Source organism: Mucilaginibacter achroorhodeus, assembly GCF_007846095.1.
In the GTDB taxonomy this organism is placed as follows: Bacteria; Bacteroidota; Bacteroidia; order Sphingobacteriales; family Sphingobacteriaceae; genus Mucilaginibacter; species Mucilaginibacter achroorhodeus.
This window is the reverse complement of sequence record NZ_VOEI01000008.1, coordinates 139,610-157,001: the sequence shown is the minus strand read 5'-3', so window position 1 is coordinate 157,001 and position 17,392 is coordinate 139,610. Positions and strand designations below refer to the sequence as shown.

14 protein-coding genes and 1 rRNA gene are annotated in these 17,392 nt (G+C 43.5%); 9 read left to right on the top strand and 6 right to left on the bottom strand.

Translation table 11 applies throughout. The annotated features are described in order from the left end of the window. From rrf to FPZ42_RS18545, 4 genes are all read left to right on the top strand, one after another. Positions 1 to 74, top strand: a 5S ribosomal RNA gene (rrf, locus tag FPZ42_RS19540); the annotation flags it as partial. Between the two features lie 136 nt (positions 75 to 210). Further along, complete coding sequence (locus FPZ42_RS18555) at positions 211 to 1,335, top strand: alpha/beta hydrolase (RefSeq protein ID WP_146273364.1); 1,125 nt, start codon at positions 211 to 213, stop codon at positions 1,333 to 1,335. Positions 1,336 to 1,573: 238 nt separating this feature from the next. After that, on the top strand, positions 1,574 to 2,644 hold the full coding sequence (locus tag FPZ42_RS18550; protein WP_186458828.1) for an AAA family ATPase: 1,071 nt from the start codon (positions 1,574 to 1,576) through the stop codon (positions 2,642 to 2,644). A 121-nt stretch (positions 2,645 to 2,765) separates the two neighbouring features. Then, positions 2,766 to 3,521: an Eco47II family restriction endonuclease gene (locus FPZ42_RS18545; RefSeq protein ID WP_146273362.1), complete on the top strand. Its 756-nt coding sequence runs from the start codon at positions 2,766 to 2,768 to the stop codon at positions 3,519 to 3,521. A 6-nt stretch (positions 3,522 to 3,527) separates the two neighbouring features. On the opposite strand, the gene dcm is transcribed toward FPZ42_RS18545, so the two are convergent. Then, a complete protein-coding gene (gene dcm / locus FPZ42_RS18540) occupies positions 3,528 to 4,775 on the bottom strand; it encodes a DNA (cytosine-5-)-methyltransferase (RefSeq protein WP_146273361.1) in 1,248 nt (415 codons plus the stop codon). 97 nt (positions 4,776 to 4,872) lie between these two features. On the opposite strand from dcm, the gene FPZ42_RS18535 reads away from it, so the two are divergent. Then, entirely contained in the window at positions 4,873 to 5,355 is a 483-nt protein-coding gene (locus tag FPZ42_RS18535; protein ID WP_146273360.1) for a very short patch repair endonuclease, read from the top strand. After that, positions 5,345 to 5,758, top strand: coding sequence for a hypothetical protein (locus FPZ42_RS18530; protein ID WP_146273359.1), 414 nt, complete (start codon positions 5,345 to 5,347; stop codon positions 5,756 to 5,758). Before FPZ42_RS18535 ends, FPZ42_RS18530 begins: the two co-directional genes overlap by 11 nt. A gap of 499 nt (positions 5,759 to 6,257) precedes the next feature. On the opposite strand, the gene FPZ42_RS18525 is transcribed toward FPZ42_RS18530, so the two are convergent. The 4 genes from FPZ42_RS18525 to FPZ42_RS18510 all read right to left on the bottom strand — a co-directional run bounded on the left by FPZ42_RS18525 (position 6,258) and on the right by FPZ42_RS18510 (position 13,270). Further along, a complete protein-coding gene (locus FPZ42_RS18525) occupies positions 6,258 to 7,856 on the bottom strand; it encodes a hypothetical protein (RefSeq protein ID WP_146273358.1) in 1,599 nt (532 codons plus the stop codon). Position 7,857: 1 nt separating this feature from the next. Then, complete coding sequence (locus FPZ42_RS18520) at positions 7,858 to 9,705, bottom strand: glycosyltransferase (RefSeq protein ID WP_146273357.1); 1,848 nt, start codon at positions 9,703 to 9,705, stop codon at positions 7,858 to 7,860. Between the two features lie 85 nt (positions 9,706 to 9,790). Further along, positions 9,791 to 11,884 (bottom strand): cellulose biosynthesis cyclic di-GMP-binding regulatory protein BcsB, encoded by a 2,094-nt coding sequence (locus FPZ42_RS18515; RefSeq protein WP_146273356.1) that lies wholly within the window; start codon positions 11,882 to 11,884, stop codon positions 9,791 to 9,793. A 36-nt stretch (positions 11,885 to 11,920) separates the two neighbouring features. Beyond that, entirely contained in the window at positions 11,921 to 13,270 is a 1,350-nt protein-coding gene (locus tag FPZ42_RS18510; RefSeq protein WP_146273355.1) for a sensor histidine kinase, read from the bottom strand. Between the two features lie 45 nt (positions 13,271 to 13,315). On the opposite strand from FPZ42_RS18510, the gene FPZ42_RS18505 reads away from it, so the two are divergent. Together FPZ42_RS18505 and FPZ42_RS18500 are read left to right on the top strand one after the other, a co-directional pair. Beyond that, complete coding sequence (locus FPZ42_RS18505; protein WP_146273354.1) at positions 13,316 to 14,461, top strand: glycoside hydrolase family 5 protein; 1,146 nt, start codon at positions 13,316 to 13,318, stop codon at positions 14,459 to 14,461. 40 nt (positions 14,462 to 14,501) lie between these two features. Then, entirely contained in the window at positions 14,502 to 15,482 is a 981-nt protein-coding gene (locus FPZ42_RS18500; RefSeq protein WP_146273353.1) for an acyl-ACP desaturase, read from the top strand. Positions 15,483 to 15,927: 445 nt separating this feature from the next. Here FPZ42_RS18500 and FPZ42_RS18495 read toward each other — a convergent pair whose 3' ends face one another. Beyond that, entirely contained in the window at positions 15,928 to 16,254 is a 327-nt protein-coding gene (locus FPZ42_RS18495) for a hypothetical protein (RefSeq protein ID WP_146273352.1), read from the bottom strand. A gap of 115 nt (positions 16,255 to 16,369) precedes the next feature. Between FPZ42_RS18495 and FPZ42_RS18490 the strand changes: the two genes are divergently transcribed. Next, the gene (locus tag FPZ42_RS18490) at positions 16,370 to 17,389 is read left to right on the top strand and encodes an aldo/keto reductase (protein WP_146273351.1); all 1,020 of its coding nucleotides are present in this window, start codon (positions 16,370 to 16,372) and stop codon (positions 17,387 to 17,389) included. Positions 17,390 to 17,392: the final 3 nt, after the last annotated feature.

The window sequence follows — 17,392 nt, the reverse complement described above, 5'->3', positions numbered from 1 at the left end:
CCGAACAGAGAAGTTAAGCCCGCCAGAGCCGATGGTACTGCAGTAAAATGTGGGAGAGTAGGTCGGTGCCAACCTTTATTAGAAAGCCTTCACTGGAAACAGGAGAAGGCTTTTTTGCGTTTAGGCAATTTTTGCTTGTTGGAGCGAAGATTACAGAGCTGGAGTCGGGATATTGTAATTTGATTAAATTGCAGCCATTAGCTTCAGAAAATGATACGATTAATCTTTAGCATTCTACTGCTGTTAACAGCCTTGCTGATCCTGTTTCCTGCACCCGAATATCATCTGTGGCTGCTTGCTGTTATTTCCGGCGAGTATTGCTGGGTGCTTGCACTGGTGGCATTGGTCGTGTTGGGTGCGGGGCAACGGGGCGACAAGAATTTTATCATCGGTAGTATCATAAGTGCCATAGGTTTCCTGATATTTATTCTTCCGCTTTTTCAGGCAAGCCAGATTTCCGGCAAATTGGGAAACGATCTTGATAAAGCATTTCCTGCTAAAAATAGCTCCGAGGCAGCAAAGCCATTTTCTTTTGCAAAGCTTTTTGCTAAAACACCACCGATAGGCCACTCCACACGCACATACATAACTTACGCAGACACTTCCCTAACCCTGGATTTCTACCCAAGTAAGGTCAAAGCACCACGACCTTGCGTTATCGTTATCCACGGTGGATCATGGAGCAGTGGCGACTCGCAGCAATTGCCTGAACTTAATAACATCCTGGCTGCCAATGGTTACAACGTGGCATCCATCAATTACCGCATGGCGCCGAGGTGGAAGAGCCCGGCACCTGTTGAAGACGTAGAGAATGCCCTTAAATGCCTGCGTGCCCATGCTGCCGACCTTTCCATCGATACCAACCGGTTTGTTTTGCTTGGCCGCTCGGCGGGGGGGCAGATAGCGTTGGTGGCGGGGTATACGCTTAAGAACCAACACATTGCCGGAGTGATAGACTTTTACGACCCTGCCGATATGGTGTGGGGTTATTCGGTACCGTCCAGTAAGTTGATAATGGACTCGCGGAAGGTGATGGAGCGGTACCTTGGTGGTACGTATGCCAAAGTGCCTCAGCAATATGTGAATAGCTCGCCATTGACGTTTGTGGATGCTTCGGTGCCGCCTACGCTTATCATCCATGGGGCTAATGATGCCCTGGTGGCTTATGAGCATAGCCGCCGCCTTAACGAGAAATTACAGCAGGCAGGGGTGCCGCATTACTGGCTTAAACTGCCCTGGGCCACCCATGGCTTCGATTATAACATTAACGGGCCGGGTGGCCAACTGTCTACCTACGCGGTGCTGCGGTTTATGGCTGCTTTGGGCCCAAAGTAGCTTAGTATGGGGTTACTTTGGCTTACTTTTTTTGCCCACTACTACCAAATCACCCCTAAAAGTGGGTGTTCACGTTCACGGTATGAACGCTGGTGAACACCGTGAACGCCGTGAACGCTGACAGCATTGTGTCACCATTTGCTGTGGCTTTGTTGAGTATATTTGTAATGGCTGCGTTCTGCGGCTTTGGTTTGCACGGTGTTTCTGCCGTGCCATGTTGTATTACAAAATTAATTTGATGGAATATTACTATCCTACCGGCCGGCCGGAGAAGATCGACCGGATACGGGCCGAATCACGCGGCATGATCTACTGCCCTACGCCTCCGCCCGATCCTGAACCTGCTAAAGAAGACCCCATTTACCGTTACCTGTTTCACCCTGCTACCGGTAAGCGCTGGATGGACCTGGGCGAGCAGGAACCGGTACTCAAAATGCTTTTCGGAGAGTTTTGGCACGAGGGCGAAATAGCCATCCTGCTTGCCGATACCAACGTGGGCAAATCGGTACTGGCCGTGCAAATTGCCAACAGCATAGCCGAGGGGCGGCCCATTGCGCCTTTTGGCATGGATGCCGACCCTGCCAAAGTGCTTTATGTAGATTTTGAATTAGGGACCCGGCAGTTTTACAAGCGCTACACCCACGCCGGTGCCGACTATAATTTTAATAACAACTTTTTAAGGGCGCAGTTTACGCCCGAGCGCCTGTTAGCTAACGGGATAGATTACCAGGAAGAGCAGATAATTGATGCCATAGAATTTTGGGTGATGGAATTAAAGGCCACCGTACTCATTATTGACAATATTACCTGCCTGCGTGCCGGTATGGAGAATGCCACCGCTGCGCTTAATTTGATGAAGAAATTGAAAACGCTGCGGGCCGACTATAACCTCTCTATCCTGGTGCTGGCCCATACACCTAAGCGCCGCAACCCTTGTGCGCCTATCTCGGCCGATGATATGCTGGGCAGCAAGCTGATGATAAACCTAGCCGATAGTGCCTTTGCCATTGGTACAAGCGCTACCCAACCCGGCCTGCGCTACCTCAAACAGATAAAGCAACGTAGCAGCGCGCAGCTGTATGGCGAAGATAATGTATGCCTCTGCCGCATTACAAAACCACATAACTTTCTGCAGATGGATTTTGAAGGCCACAGCCCCGAGCGCCAGCACCTATCATCCCGCACTTATCACCAGAAAGCATTGGCAACCCGGGTGCCCGAGTTAGCTGCCCGGGGTTACAGCCAGCGGCTGATCAGTAAAGAGCTTGGTATTTCTTTGGGGATGGTGAATAAATTGATGAAGAAATAAATTGTTAAAAAATCACTAGCCGATAAGGCATATTCAACCGAATTTGTGTCATAGAAATGCATCGTTGATGTTCAAATTTTTGCTTTTGATAAAACATAACTATACTTGAAAAAATATTTATATGTACGTAGATTTTATATCAGACGAGCACTACAAAGAGTGCGTGCGATATGTGTTAGATTCATTCAATAACGCAAAAAAATTAAAGGAATCTCTACAAAAAGCAATTGTCGCGAAGGATATTTTCAAAAGTTCTTTATTTAGTAATGTTGTGGATCCGTTCAAAATGACTTTCGAAGTTTCAAAAATAGGGGTCAAAGATTGGATTAGAAAAGAAATATTAAGACAACTGGATAAGTCAGTTGAACAAAAGATGGGAGAATTTCACCAAAAAATTTTAGGTGGAGTCGATAATTGGACCGATCTCAAAGTAGGTCAAGGTATCGATCTAGTAAACGATGATAAAACACTATTCATTGAAATAAAAAACAAATTCAACACCTGTAGCGATAGCGCCCTTAAAGATGTGAGACGTAAATTGGAAGACATTACAAGTAAAAAGCATCAAGCAACAGCATATTGGGCATATATAATTTCGAATTCCACTAAGAAGTCTGGCGAAGGAGTTTGGGTGAAAAAGGGGTTTAATAAAATCGAATCTGTAAAAGCAATTTGGGGGAAAGCAGTTTATGAAAAAGTAACTGGAGACCCTGATGCTTTGTACAAAATTTATAAAACTTTACCATCAGTTATTGCTGATGTGACAAAAGAAGATGATATCAAAGACGTTTCAGAGATAATAGACGATATTGTAAACGGATTGGATGATCATTTCGAAATGATACAGAATCAAATTTTTAAAGTAGTTTTTGGATAACTCAAATTATATTGCAATCAAAGATTTTTCACTCTGTTCAATTAACCTTTTTTCATTTAAAAACTTTACAATAGATTCTCCTATTGCTTTAGCTAAGTTTACAGGCACTGCGTTACCAATCTGCTTATATTGACTTGATACAGGGCCAGCAAATTTCCAATTATCTGGAAACGTTTGTATACGTGCATATTCTCTTACTGTGAAGGGGCGAGTTTCCTCAGGGTGGCATCGTTCAGTTTGTTTTTGAGCTGGGCTACAAGTTAAAGTTAAACTTGGTTCATCCCAGCTAATTCTGCGTGCAATACCGGTTTTTCCACCGCCAAGAAAGAAGCTTTTCTGCATGTATTCTTTTTGTAAATCTAACGGAAGATCGCGCCAGTATCCGCCGGGCGGAACTAACTCCAATATTTTTTTCTTGCTCACAGGATATTTAGCGCCTGGAGATAATGGAACATCTTCATTAAAAAGCTCGCCCTTTTTTAAAGCATCTTTCAAGGTATAAGTAGCTTTTGTTGGTTGAGGATATTCGAAATCAATTTCAATGTCTTTTCTAACACCAACCAAAATCAATCGTTCACGTTTTTGGGGGACTTTGTAATATATGGCTTTAAGTACTTTTGGGTCTATCACACGGTAGCCAATTTCATCGAGAATGGAAATCATTCCCTTCAAAGTTTTACCACCATCATGGTTTAGCAGGCCTCTAACGTTTTCGCCGATACATATAGCCGGCGAGGTTTCTTGCACCGCCCTTGCAAATTCATAAAATAGTGTACCCCTTGCATCTTGTAAACCAAGTTTTTTGCCAGCATAACTGAACGCCTGGCAAGGAAATCCACCGGTTACAACATCTACTTTACCCCTCAAACCAGAAAAAGATATTTCGCGGATATCACCCTCTAAAACATTCCAATGTGGCCTATTAAAGCGTAATGTTTCTGCAGCCCAGTGATCAATCTCATTTAATGCTGCACATTTAAGCCCAGCCTGTTCAAGTCCAATTGCTAAACCACCTGCTCCAGCGAATAGCTCTAATACGTTATAGTCACCTTGAGGTTTAATATCAATAGAATCCTGAATTTGATGGTTATTAAATTCTTCAAAAAAAGAAAGCTGTTCTTTTTTATAATAGCGATAATTGCTCATTGGTTCTCTAAGAGCACACAATTTTCCGCTCTTGTCCCATCTTCTAAGCGTTTCTTTACTTTTGCCCAATAAACTTGCGACTTCAGATATTGTATAAACTTTTTTCATAAAACCATGTTAAACAACCTTACACATGGTTACAAATATATTTCTTGATTTGAATATATTATTATGCTAATAAAATTAGTTTTCCACAATTTTGTATATGGGTGATACTGAGACAGAAAAAATAAAAGTACCGCGTTTTGAGAAACGCTATGGATTTTCAACAACTGAAAAACGTAGCCGTTTGATGTCAAAGATTAAAGGAAAAAATACTACACCCGAGGTTTTAATCAGGAAAGCCCTTACCGCTGTGAATGTCCGATATCGGTTACATAATAAAGGTTTGCCTGGAAACCCCGATATCAGTAGCAAAAAATATAGATTAGCAATTTTTATAGATGGAGAATTTTGGCATGGCTTTAATTGGCAAATCAAAAAGAACAAAATTGCAACCAATAGAGCCTTTTGGATACCAAAGATTGAACGCAATATGCAAAGGGATGAAGAAAATAATAAAAGGCTGGGAGAATTAGGATATACCGTATTTCGTTTTTGGGATAGAGAGATAAAAACAGATTTAGAAGCTTGCGTTACTAGAGTAGTAAATTATATACGGGCATTAAAAAAAGTTGATGAGCTATAAGTTATTCGATATAAACGGGCATGAAGTCAATCAAGGCGACCTTCAGCAAAAAGAAATTTGGTATGAAGAAGGAATCTCATTTGAACAAGCGTTTATTGATAAATACGGTAATGCACTTTCTCTAGAAATCAACCCTGAGAAGAAAACCAATAGATTTACAGTAGATCTACTTAACACAAACACAGGAAACCTTGGTGATTTAAAAACGCAAACCACCCCTTTTTTTCAGTCTTCTTTTAAATATGGAATTGACCCTCAGTATGCTGTAACCTTTAATCACAAGGACTATATTAGATATTCTAAATTTTATGATAACCTAGAATTATATTTTTGGATCGATTGGTATGTAGTGAAGTTTGAAGGCAAACAAACCATCAAAGTTGACCCAATGAATGGCGTTTGAATGGTGTCTTTCAACAATTTGAAACCTTTCTTAAAAAATGCACCCAAACATTCTTATCAGCAAAGAATTTTCGACTTTCGGAATAATAAAGAAAGTTACGTATTGGATTTGAACAACCCACTATTTAAAAGAATAATATAAACTGTCAGTACCTACCCCTTGCTGGCGCATGCGTTCCGCGTGTGCTTAATTTGTCGATAAGATTGTCAGTCTCAGTTTGTCGAAGGCTTATCACAGCGACAGATGGTTCGACGGGGCTCACCATGACTTACTTATAAGTTAGCTTACTCTTCGTCCTGAACTTGTTTCAGGAGCCTACTTGCTATGGCTCTGCTTGTGGGATGCCGAAATAAATTCGGCATGACGTAACTGAATTACCTAAACCCGATAGCAACGGATACCGGCCTTCGGGTGTAAGGCTTGCAGGCGTATGAGTGGATAGCGGGGCTACAGGCTCCTACGGAGCACAGCAATAACGTTTACTGAAAAGAATCAGAATCTACCTGCCTGTCATGCGGCCAAATTCGGAGCCGCTGGCGTTGGTGATCACACGGTACACTGTCCAGTCGTCGGTTTCGTAAACCTTGCGGAAGTTAAGGTCTGATATGGTTTTGCGGATAAAGGTGATGTACTTATTGTTCAGCTGCGTGTAACCGGCCTCGGTATTGCGGGCATTGGCTACAATCACATAATCTACATACTTATCCGGCGATTCCAGCGCGCTCAGGAAACTGCCTTCGTATGGCATAATCAGCGGCTTTATATCGGTAGTAAAAGCTACAATGGGGTAAGCAATGGCATCGTCAACCAGTACGTGGGCATCGCTGGGCAGGCTGTTAAGGTAGTTGGCCACATCAATGTTCTGTCTGTCAATAGCGTCCTCGGTACGGTCAACCAGTACCTTGGTAAAGTTGCGCTCTTCGGCAATATTTGATGTGCGCAGGTAGTACCAGCCAACGTATAGCTGCACCAGCACCAGCGCCAGCAGGCCCAGTTTAAACAGTCCTTGGTTTTTTACGGTTTGCGCCTTTAGTATAATGGCCAGGTAAGCCAGTATCAAAAACATTAAATAGTACTGGTAGGCCAAAAAAACCTTATCGTACTTAATGTGCAAAAACTCGATAAAGGCAAAAGGAATTAATATGGTAAGCACCTGGTAGGTACTCTCGCGGAAGAGGTACACGGCCACCAGTATCATGGGGGCGAACAGCAGCACGCGCGCCGATAGCAGCAGCGAAACTTCGGGTATCTTATATTGCGTGTTGGTGGTTAGCTGGTCAAAGCTCAGTTTATCTATCAGCACGTTCCAGGTGGCGTACGGGCTTTCGGCAAAGTAGTTAAGGTCACTGGCGTGGGTAAGGTTAAGCAGCTTGTAACAAAGTACGGCCACCAGCGGCAGGCTGAACATGATGATGTACAGCGCAAAGGTTTTATTGACCAGCTTACGCCTTAACGACGGGCTGTTGAAGCTCATGAACAGCCTGAAAATGGATTCCTGCTCGCTAAGGTTTAAGCTGTTGATGGTGATGATGAGTATCAGCGGTAAAAAGAACAGCGTAAGCCATACAAACTTATAATCGCAAAAGATCAACCCTACCAAACTTAAGCTGGCGATAGACAGGTGGAAGGTGGTATTGGAGCGATAGAACTTGAACAGGTTAAGAAAGAACAGGAAAAAGCAGATGAGTATTAAATAAATGCTTTTGCCGGATGCTGCCGTGTAGATGATACCCGGGTGGAACAGGAACAGGGCCAGAAGCAGCAGCACGTAACCATTATCGTGCAGGCGCTTTACCACGTTGCTGGCAATAATGTAGAACAATATGGCTGTGCCTACGGCAGATGCCAGTACAGGTGCCAGTGTATAACTTACCGGGGTGAACAAAAACGTAGCATAGAACGGGATAAGCGGTGCCGTTAGGCCCATGGTTTTTAGGCGGTTGCCCACACCCTCGAAAACGATCTTAGCCTTCTCGATATAAAACAACGACTCGAGATTGTAGTAATCGAGCTTGTTTAAATACACGGCGCATACCAGGTAGTAAACCACCAGGAAGAGTGTAATAATAGCTAAATATACTGCACCGGATATCTTCATGTTATTTTACAAGGTTTGTTGGGTTGTTAACTTTACTTAAACCGTGATTTGTTTTTTCCCAGTAGAATGGTTTCACGATGAGCTGATACAGGCCTTTATATGCCGATATGGAGTGCATTAACCAGTATATAGGGTTGGCAATGGCAAATAATATCAGCTCGTAATAGCGGCGCTTAAATACGGCTATCATGTTCACGTAGATCATGAGGATGTTACCCACCATGAGGTTAAAGATAGACATGAAAAGCACCCAATCAGGAAACAAGCTGCGGATGGTTGAAAGATCAAACACCACGTAGCAGATGAATATCAGCAGCAGCAGCGGGTAAACCAAAAAGGTAATCGGGGTTGCCCCGATAAAGAAGTTAAAGCCCAAAAAACCTTTCCAGCCTATCTCGCGCACCAGGTTGGCCGGGTTACGCATGTGCACCAGGTAGGTTTGCATGTAGCCTTTTATCCAGCGGCTGCGCTGGCGGATCCAGTTAATGGGTTCGTTGTTGGCTTCCTCGTAGGTGGTGGAGTTGATGATGGCTATTTTGTGGCCCTTTGCATAAGCGCGCACACCAAGGTCGGCATCTTCGGTTACGTTGAATGGGTCCCAGGCGCCAAGGTCAACCAGTTCCTGCAGTTTAAAGTGGTTACTGGTACCACCCAACGGGATGGGGATATCAAGCGTATCCAGCCCGGGCAGCATATAATCAAACCAGTACGAATACTCGAGGGTGAACATACGGGTGAGAAAGTTCTCGTTACGGTTAAAGTAGTTAAGCGCACTTTGTATGCAGATGTATTCTTCCGGCAGTTTGTTAAACAGCGTTACCACTTTCTTCAGCTGGTCGGTATCGGGGATATCCTCGGCATCATAAATGGTGAGGTATTTGCCGCGGGCAAAGTGCAGGCCATAGTTACATGCCTTGGGTTTGGTTTTAGGCATGTGGAAGGGCACTACTATCACCTCAAATATCGCGGGGAAATCGAGGTTCTTTACTGCGTTGAAGGTTTTATCATCATCTTCCTCTATCAGCAGTTTTACATCCAGCTTGTGGCGCGGGTAGTCTATTGATTGCAGGTTCCAGATCAGTTTTTTGATCAGCTTATCTTCCTTGTAAACCGGCAGCAGGATGGTATAAATGGGCAGGCCGTCGTCATCAACATGGCGCAGGTCTTCGCGGGTTACGGCCTGGTGCAGCTCAAACCTTGAGCCTACCAAAGCCAGGAACAGCTTAAATATAATAGCCACCAAAAAGAACGAACTGATGAGCACGTTGATAATGATGGAGGTATTCTTAAAGCTCAGCACCAAGCCGATAGCTACCAGGGCTATCAGCACAAACAGGATAATAAGTTGCGCGGTAGAAAAGGTAATTACTGCAGAGCTATCCGGGTCGCGCTTTACCAGCTCAAATACAGATGCTTTTACATAGGGCTCGCCCAGTAGTTTGTTGCTTAGCCAGGTAATGTCAAGGTCGGAGGTTAGCACTACCTCGGCCTCCATGTCGTATGTAAAGCGGATGAAATCGAGCACCAGCTGATCGTCTGGTGCGGCCATCAGGGTTACTACTTTGCCGTTCTCAACGCGCAGGGGCAGGGCCATACGGTCGTGGGCAAAGGGCAGGTCTATCTTATCCAGTATCTCACGGTCGTAGGCTTCTTCGCGCGGGTGTTCGTTGATGGTGAAGCCGGCGTTGAGCAGGGAACGGTCGTAGTTTTTACGTGAGATATACCCCGAGGTGAGCGCAATTTTGATGAACGACAAGCCCGACTCCTCGGCGTAGGCCAGGATGCCATCGCGCTCGGCAGCGGTTAAAAAGCCATCGTTAACCAATAGATCAGGAATGGATATACTCATGAATAAGTTTCTCTGTCAAAAAAAATTAAACCTTATGAACAGCAGCATTTGTTGCTGCTGTTCATATCCCCGCATGTGAGAGAAATTAGTCGTTAAATAACTCCTGTGATTTTTGCACCCTCGAACGTATGTACAGGAACGATAGCAGGATCAGTACCAGGATACCCAACAGGATATACAGGTTGTAATTGTCCCAGAAACGGGTTAAAGCGCTCTTGGTATCAATGTATTCCAGGTTATCGCTTGATTTGTTGATGTTGAACAGGTATTTGTTGTTGTTAACATCAGAGATACAAACGTTGCTTGATAGGGTTGATAGCTGCTCGGTAATAGATTTTGATGCCGCCAGGAATGCCTCTGCCAAATGCTTACCGGTTGCGGTTAACACCAGCGTAGCATTATTGCTGCGGCCGTAAAAGATCTGGGCCAAACCGTTTGATGTGGTATCAGACAGTGAGTACACCACCGAGTTGTTATCTGTATTGTATAACCTGAAGTTCTTATCAAATTTAATAGGCGCATCAGGGAATTCACCGTTCTTAAACATCTCGTCATCCTTTGATAAAAGGGCGATGATGTTGTTCTTTTTAAGATCGTTTGAAGCTAACTCGTCAGAGTAAGAAAACTCAGGGAAGTTATTAGCGTTGATGTTGTTGTTCAACTCATAGATGATCTCGCCCATGGCACCTGCAGCGTAACGTGCATATGGTTTTGATACCACGATGCGGGTTGTACCACGGTTAAATGCTTCCGGATACTGGTAGAAGCTTAAGTCGCTGGTGATGAACGGGTTTTTTGATTCCAAGTATGATTTGTCAACGTCGATCTCAGCGAAGAAGTTGGTGAAGCTGTTTTTACAGTTACCGCTGTTAGGGTAAAAACGGAACTCGCACTCCAGCGTGTTGTATTTGTGGTGCTGGTACCTGTTAATGGTAACAGCTGTATTTAACTTACCTGATGCATCAAGTTTTTCGCTGCTTATCAACAGACCATTTAAATAGATGTTGAAGAAACCGCGGTCGCCGGGGTTTAAGCTGCTGTAGTTAGCTACTACGCGTATTTCAACTTCTTTTGGCGTAAAGCTGAAATCGGAGTTTTTGAAATTGAATGAGCTTTTTAACGAACCGATACCTGAAAGGAAATCGCTGGTACCGCCAATTTGCTTTAACGTTAGTTTAGAGCGGTTTTCGTCGATGGTTTTAAAGAAGGTATTTTGTGCTTTGTTTATCAGCAAATAATCGCCAAAGGTTGAGTTAAGCACGTTCATGTTACCCAGGGCGGTAATGGTTTTCTCGTAACCTGCATCATCGCCACCGGTTACAAACAACACTTCCGATGGTACGGTTTCCTGTACAACAGAACGGGTTGGCACAAACTTACCGTTGATGTTCACCATATTGGTGATGGTATCCGTAATGGTTGAAACCGATTTGTTAAGGTATAGTAAACCCTGGCTGCTTTGCGGGGTAACTTTTATCAGGCTGCGTTTTGCTGCCGGTAAAGTATTAACCGCACCAACCATAATGTAGTTCCTCACGCTATCAGGCAGCTGGTCTACCTGGTAAACACCGATATTTCTTTGCTGGGTTTTCTTTAAACGAGCATAAGCCCATGCCACCGCCTTAAGATCATGCAGGGTAGGGTTGGTATTGTAAACAACCGCAGTTTTGGTATCAAAACAGTTGCTGATGTTTACATTGTTAAAGAAATTCTTGGTGCTTTTGGTAAGCGACAGGTAAGAGTAGTTCTTCACCTTAACCCACATTGCAGGGTTATCAAGGTCGCGGCACTGGTCATCTGTAATGGTCAACGCAGTTTTAACCTGTATCTTTAAGTAGTTATCGGCAGGCACATCCGCACGGCTCAGATTAAGCTGAATGCGCTGGATAGAATCCTTAGTTAAACGGCCGCTGTAAACCGGCTTAGTGCCAATAAATAAGTTGATGTAAGATTTTTCGCGTATTAGGGCCTGCGAAGCTTCAATAAAAAGGGTAAGCTTGCTGCCGGTCATTTCATATTGAGGGGTGATCTTAAAGTAAAATGACACCGCACCACTCATACCAAAGATGGGAGTATCATCATCATGCCCCATGGCTTTGAACGAGATCATTTTTTGAGCTTGCCCAAAAGCAAAAGTGGTAGTAAGGATGAAGGCTAAAAGGGTGAAAATTCTTTTCATCAGATTATAGCGTTAGTTACAGATTATAAGCGTGTATTAGTTTATTACGTAAAATTCTACTCTAAAATAGTTTCCGTTATCGTTGCTGCGGTAAGTGAGTTCGCCGCCAAGCTCCTGCGTCATCAGTTTAGCTATTGATAAGCCTAAACCCAGCCTGCTTTCGCCCGGCCCGCCGGATGCATCGTTAAGGGTTTTTAATTTATTGAACATCATGTCCAGTTCATCCTGGCCAATAGGTACGCCTTCGTCAATTATCTCAAAAACAAATTTTTGGCGTTGCAGGCTGGTAACCACGCGGATGCTGTTATTGGTTTGCGAAAACTTAATGGCGTTTGATAAAAGATTTTGGAATACCTGGCCCACAAAAACCTTATCAAGCTTAACATTTAAGGGCAGTTTCAAAATATTATCAACCAGGTGAATGTTCTTCATGTTAGCAGTTTCCTGCAAACCTTTAAACACATGGGTAACCTCGTGGTTAATATCAAATATCTCCATGTTAAACTTCATATCAGGCGACTCTATCTCCTTAACATCCATTAGTTTGTTAAGCATATACTGCATCTTTTCAGAGGCCTCTGATATAAAGTGGATATATTCTTTCTGATCGTTGCTTAAGCGGTAATCCTCGTCTTTAAGCAGGTTATTGCTCATAATAACCTGTCCGATAAGGTTCTTAAGATCGTGGCCGGCAATGTTGATGAAGTTGTTTTTCTGATCGTCGAGCTTGCGGAGTTGTTCGTATTGGCGATCGATGATGTTGTTTTTTTCGTTGATGTTCTGGTTCTGATCTTTAAGCTGCTCGTTTGATTTTTCGATAAGCAGTTGAGAGCGAACCTCGCGAACAATTACCTTGTAGCGTGCGTTGGGAATAAGGCACGATAAAAAGGCGATAATAAAGAACATGGAGCCGCCGTTGTTGATAACAAGCTCAAGCGTGTACTCACTAAAAATGTTGTAAAAAACAGCAAGCAGTAAAAGGGCTATTAATCCCTGAGCTATAGAGTTGATAGGTTCCCAAAAAACCTGCAGGTTAAAAAACAGTATAACTACTGCGTATATCAAATAATAAGTAGTTGATTGTTGGATGCTTACCACATTACAAAGAACCGCGCATGTGGCCGAAAGTATAAAAAAGCAAATATGCAGCAGTGTGCGGTAATTGTACTTTCTTAACTGGAACCAGGTATACAATCCATAAATGATCAATATGGAAATGATACGGACTATAAAAAACTGAAGCCAGATATTTGGTGCAAATATGTAATCAACAACGCTGAAGATCGGGTATAGGAAGATGATCGTCCAGATGATGTTGTTGGTTTGATACCAGGCTTTTTTTTGTATCTCTTTTTTATACTCTTCTTTCGTAATTTGTACAAACATTTGCAAGCTTATTTGTATATCTATCCTAATAACTATTAAGAAAGTGTGAAAATCAAATCATGTAAAAATACCATCCCAAACGTAGTATTGGCCGGCACTTTATTTTTAACTGTGATAAGTACGACCCCAGTTATTGCAAAAAACAAACCAATGCCCCAAAGCACGCGGCAGATAGCGTTTAGGCGTGCCGGCAGCCTTAACAATGGCATAAGTATATCATGGTTTGAACAAACCTGGAACGCCAAGGTTTGGGATGAAAACCCACTTAAAACCTCCGGTTTTGAACTTTTAAGAAAATTAAACATCAAAACCATAAGGCTGCCTGTGGCTTTTGAATACTTTAAAGATGCAGGCGTACCAAATGAGAAAGTATTTGCACACATTGATGAAGTTTTGGAACAATGCAAGAAATACGGCTTTAACCTCATCATAGATTTTCACTACGGTAAACTTACAGATAATAACTATTCAACCGAAACACCAAAAATAATTGACCTTTGGTTAAAAATAGCGACACATTTTATACGCGAAGATCCTGATAAGGTTTTCTTTGAACTTTATAATGAGCCGCCCCACATGGACCCCAAAGTGTGGCATGATGCTGCTTATAACATAGTAACCGCTATACGCAAGGTAGATAAGCGGCGTACGCTTATTATTGGGGCATCAAACTTTAACAGTATATATGAATTGAGCCGGATGGAGCGCCTGGCCGACGAGAATATTATTTACACCTTTCATTTTTACGAGCCTTTCCTGTTTACGCATCAGGGGGCAGATTGGGTTGGGGCGCAAATGGCTACCACCGGCATACCTTTCCCATACAATGCATCAACTTACCCGCCCATGAACCCCACGGTTGCCGGTACCTGGGGCGAAACAAACTATAACCAATACTTAAAGGATGGTAATGAACAGGCCATACATGATAAACTGCAAATAGCAAAAAACTGGGCCGATAAATATTATGTGCCTATAATTTGCGGAGAGTATGGTGTTTATAACAAATATGCCGACCTGGACAGCCGTTGCCGGTACATAAAAGCGGTACGGCAAAACCTTAAGGCGATGGGTATACCGGGGCTTTTATGGGATTATAACAGCAACTTCAGTATATTTAGCGGTGAGCCATCGTTAGAAAATTTACCCGATTGTATGAAACAAGCGATAGGTTATAATGGTTCTAAATAAATAGGGTAAATTACGTACCTTTGCACACCAATAAGTATTTATGAAATTTTTCGAAGAAAAACGACGCGAGGTGATGAAGCATATAGAAAAGTTCATGCTTGAAAAGATGAACGAGTACTTAAAGCCCATCGATACCATTTGGCAGCCATCAGACTTTTTGCCTGATGCATCGCGTGAGACTTTTTTTAGCGAAATAAAAGAATTGCAGGAAAGTGCGCAAGGCCTGTCATATGATCTGGTTGCTGTGTTAATTGGTGATACCATCACCGAAGAAGCTTTGCCTACTTACGAATCGTGGTTAACCATGGTTGAAGGGGTTAGCGATGACGAAGAAGGTGGTTGGATGAAATGGACCCGCCACTGGACTGCCGAGGAAAACCGCCACGGCGACCTGCTGAACAAATACCTTTATTTGAGCGGCCGCGTTAACATGCGCGCCATGGAGGTATCAACCCAGTACTTAATTGCTGATGGTTTTGATATTGGCACCGGGCATGATCCATATCGTAACTTCATCTACACATCTTTCCAGGAATTGGCAACCAACGTATCTCACCGCAGGGTGGCATCTCATGCTAAAAAGGCAGGCGATACCTTGTTATCAAAAATGTGTGGTGTAATTGCCAGTGACGAAGCACGCCATGCCAAAGCCTATAAATATTTTATCGAGCGTACTTTTGAGGTTGATGCCAACGAAGCCATGCTGGCTTTTGAGGATATGATGCGCAAGAAGATTGTAATGCCGGCTCACTTCCTTAGAGAAGTAGGTTTAAAAATAGGCCAAACCTTTGGCCACTTTACCGATGCAGCACAACGTTTGGGCGTTTATACGGCTATTGATTATGTTGATATACTTAAAGAGCTGATAACCGATTGGCACATTGCCAGCGTTACCGACCTTAAAGAAGACGGTGAAAAAGCCCGCGATTATATTATGGCCCTGCCGGACAGGTTATTACGCGTTGCCGAACGTATGAAAAACCCAATGCTGGAGTATAAGTTCAGCTGGATAGACGGATAATAAGTCTTGAGTCTTTAGTCCGAAGTCACCACAGATATTATAAAGCCCTCTTTGTTAGCAAAGAGGGCTTTATTGTGTCATGGATCTCGCTTCTTCTTTCATGGTAGCCTATAAAAAAGGCACACGAATTTTATTTAGCGGTTCTACGAAGCGGTAGCCCCGATGGGACATATTAAAACTTACCTTGCTTAACGATCGTCCTGTATTAGTTTACAGTTTGTTTTTGCTCCGTAGGAGCTGTCGCTTTGTAGCAAATCAATCAGCGGTATTTATTTGCTTTTATTAGAGATCCTATGAAGCGGTAGCCCCGATGGGACATATTAAAACTTACCTTGCTAACAATCGTCCTGTATTAGTTTACAGTTTTGTTTTTGCTCCGTAGGAGCTGCCGCTTTGAAGCAAATCAATCAGCGGGATTTATTTGCTCCGTAGGAGCTACCCGATATTACCCTTCTTCCACCAGGTCTGTCCCTAATTTTCCTGAAAGGTCATCAAAAAGCAAATTGAGGATAGATTCAATGGTTACAGAGTTTACATCGTCAACATAATTTTCGTTGCGGGTAATCCATAGCTCATCGTCCTGCACGGCAATGGTGTATAAAGGGCCGTCGTAAAATTCCGGCTGGAGAATCTTGATGCCTTCAGGCGTGTTTTCAACCAGAAACTCCAGATCGCTTTGGCGTTGTTTACGAAACAGCGGGTTAAGCTGGTCTTTGATATGGTTATACAGCTTTTCTGTTTCTATGGGTTTATGCAGGGTGATGGTCTTCATTTGTTCATGCGTTTTATTAGTTACAAGCGGCCAGGCGGGATTGTTTAATGCACCTTTTATTTAAAGTTTTAAAACAGCAGCTTTGCGATGCCGTTAACTTATAAATACTAATGCTATGAAATACAAATTGCTGGGCCGCTCTGGCCTTAAAGTATCCGAACTTTGTTTAGGCACCATGGGCTTTGGCACCGAGGCAGGCTGGGGCGCGGATGCTGATACCAGTTTTAAAATAATGGATGCCTATGCCGAAGCAGGTGGCAATTTCCTGGATACGGCCAATATTTACAAACTGGGCACCAGCGAAAAGATCATAGGCGATTACCTGAGCAACCATGACCGTGACCATTTTGTAGTGGCTACAAAATATACTTTGAAGGATAACCAAACCAATGTTAACGCCAGCGGCAATAACCGCAAAAACATGATGCGCAGCGTTGAGGAAAGCCTTAAGCGTTTAAAAACCGATTTTATAGATGTGCTTTACCTGCACATTTGGGATGATATTACACCTATTGACGAGGTGCTGCGTGGTATGGACGACCTGATACGCCAGGGAAAGATAAATTACGCCGCCATAAGCGATACTCCTGCATGGGTAGTGGCAAAAGGGAACACCCTCGCCGAGCTGATGGGCTGGAGCCAGTTTATTGCTTTACAGGTGGAATATAGTTTGCTTGCACGTACTGCCGAGCGCGAACTGATACCAATGGCCAAACACTTCGGTATGACGGTTACACCATGGGCACCACTTGCCGGCGGAGCGCTGACCGGTAAATACCTTAAAGGCGAAAAAGGACGCATTAAACCCGACAGCAAACGCCTCAATGAAAAAGCGGAGCAGATCACTCGTGTAGTAATGGAAATAGCACAGGAGTTAGGCGTATCAGAAAGCCACGTTGCGCTGCAATGGACCATGAGTAAAGGTTTTCAATGCATCCCAATTGTAGGTGCCACCAAAGTTGACCAGCTTAAAGATAACCTGAAAACCGTAGATGTAACTCTCACGGAGCAGCACATTGCCAAACTCGACGAAGCCAGCAAAATTGAATTAGGCTTCCCCGGCGATTTCTTTAACGAGGATGCCGTGAAGATGAATTCGTTCGGCGGGTTTTATGATAAGGTGGAGAAGCGGTAGAGT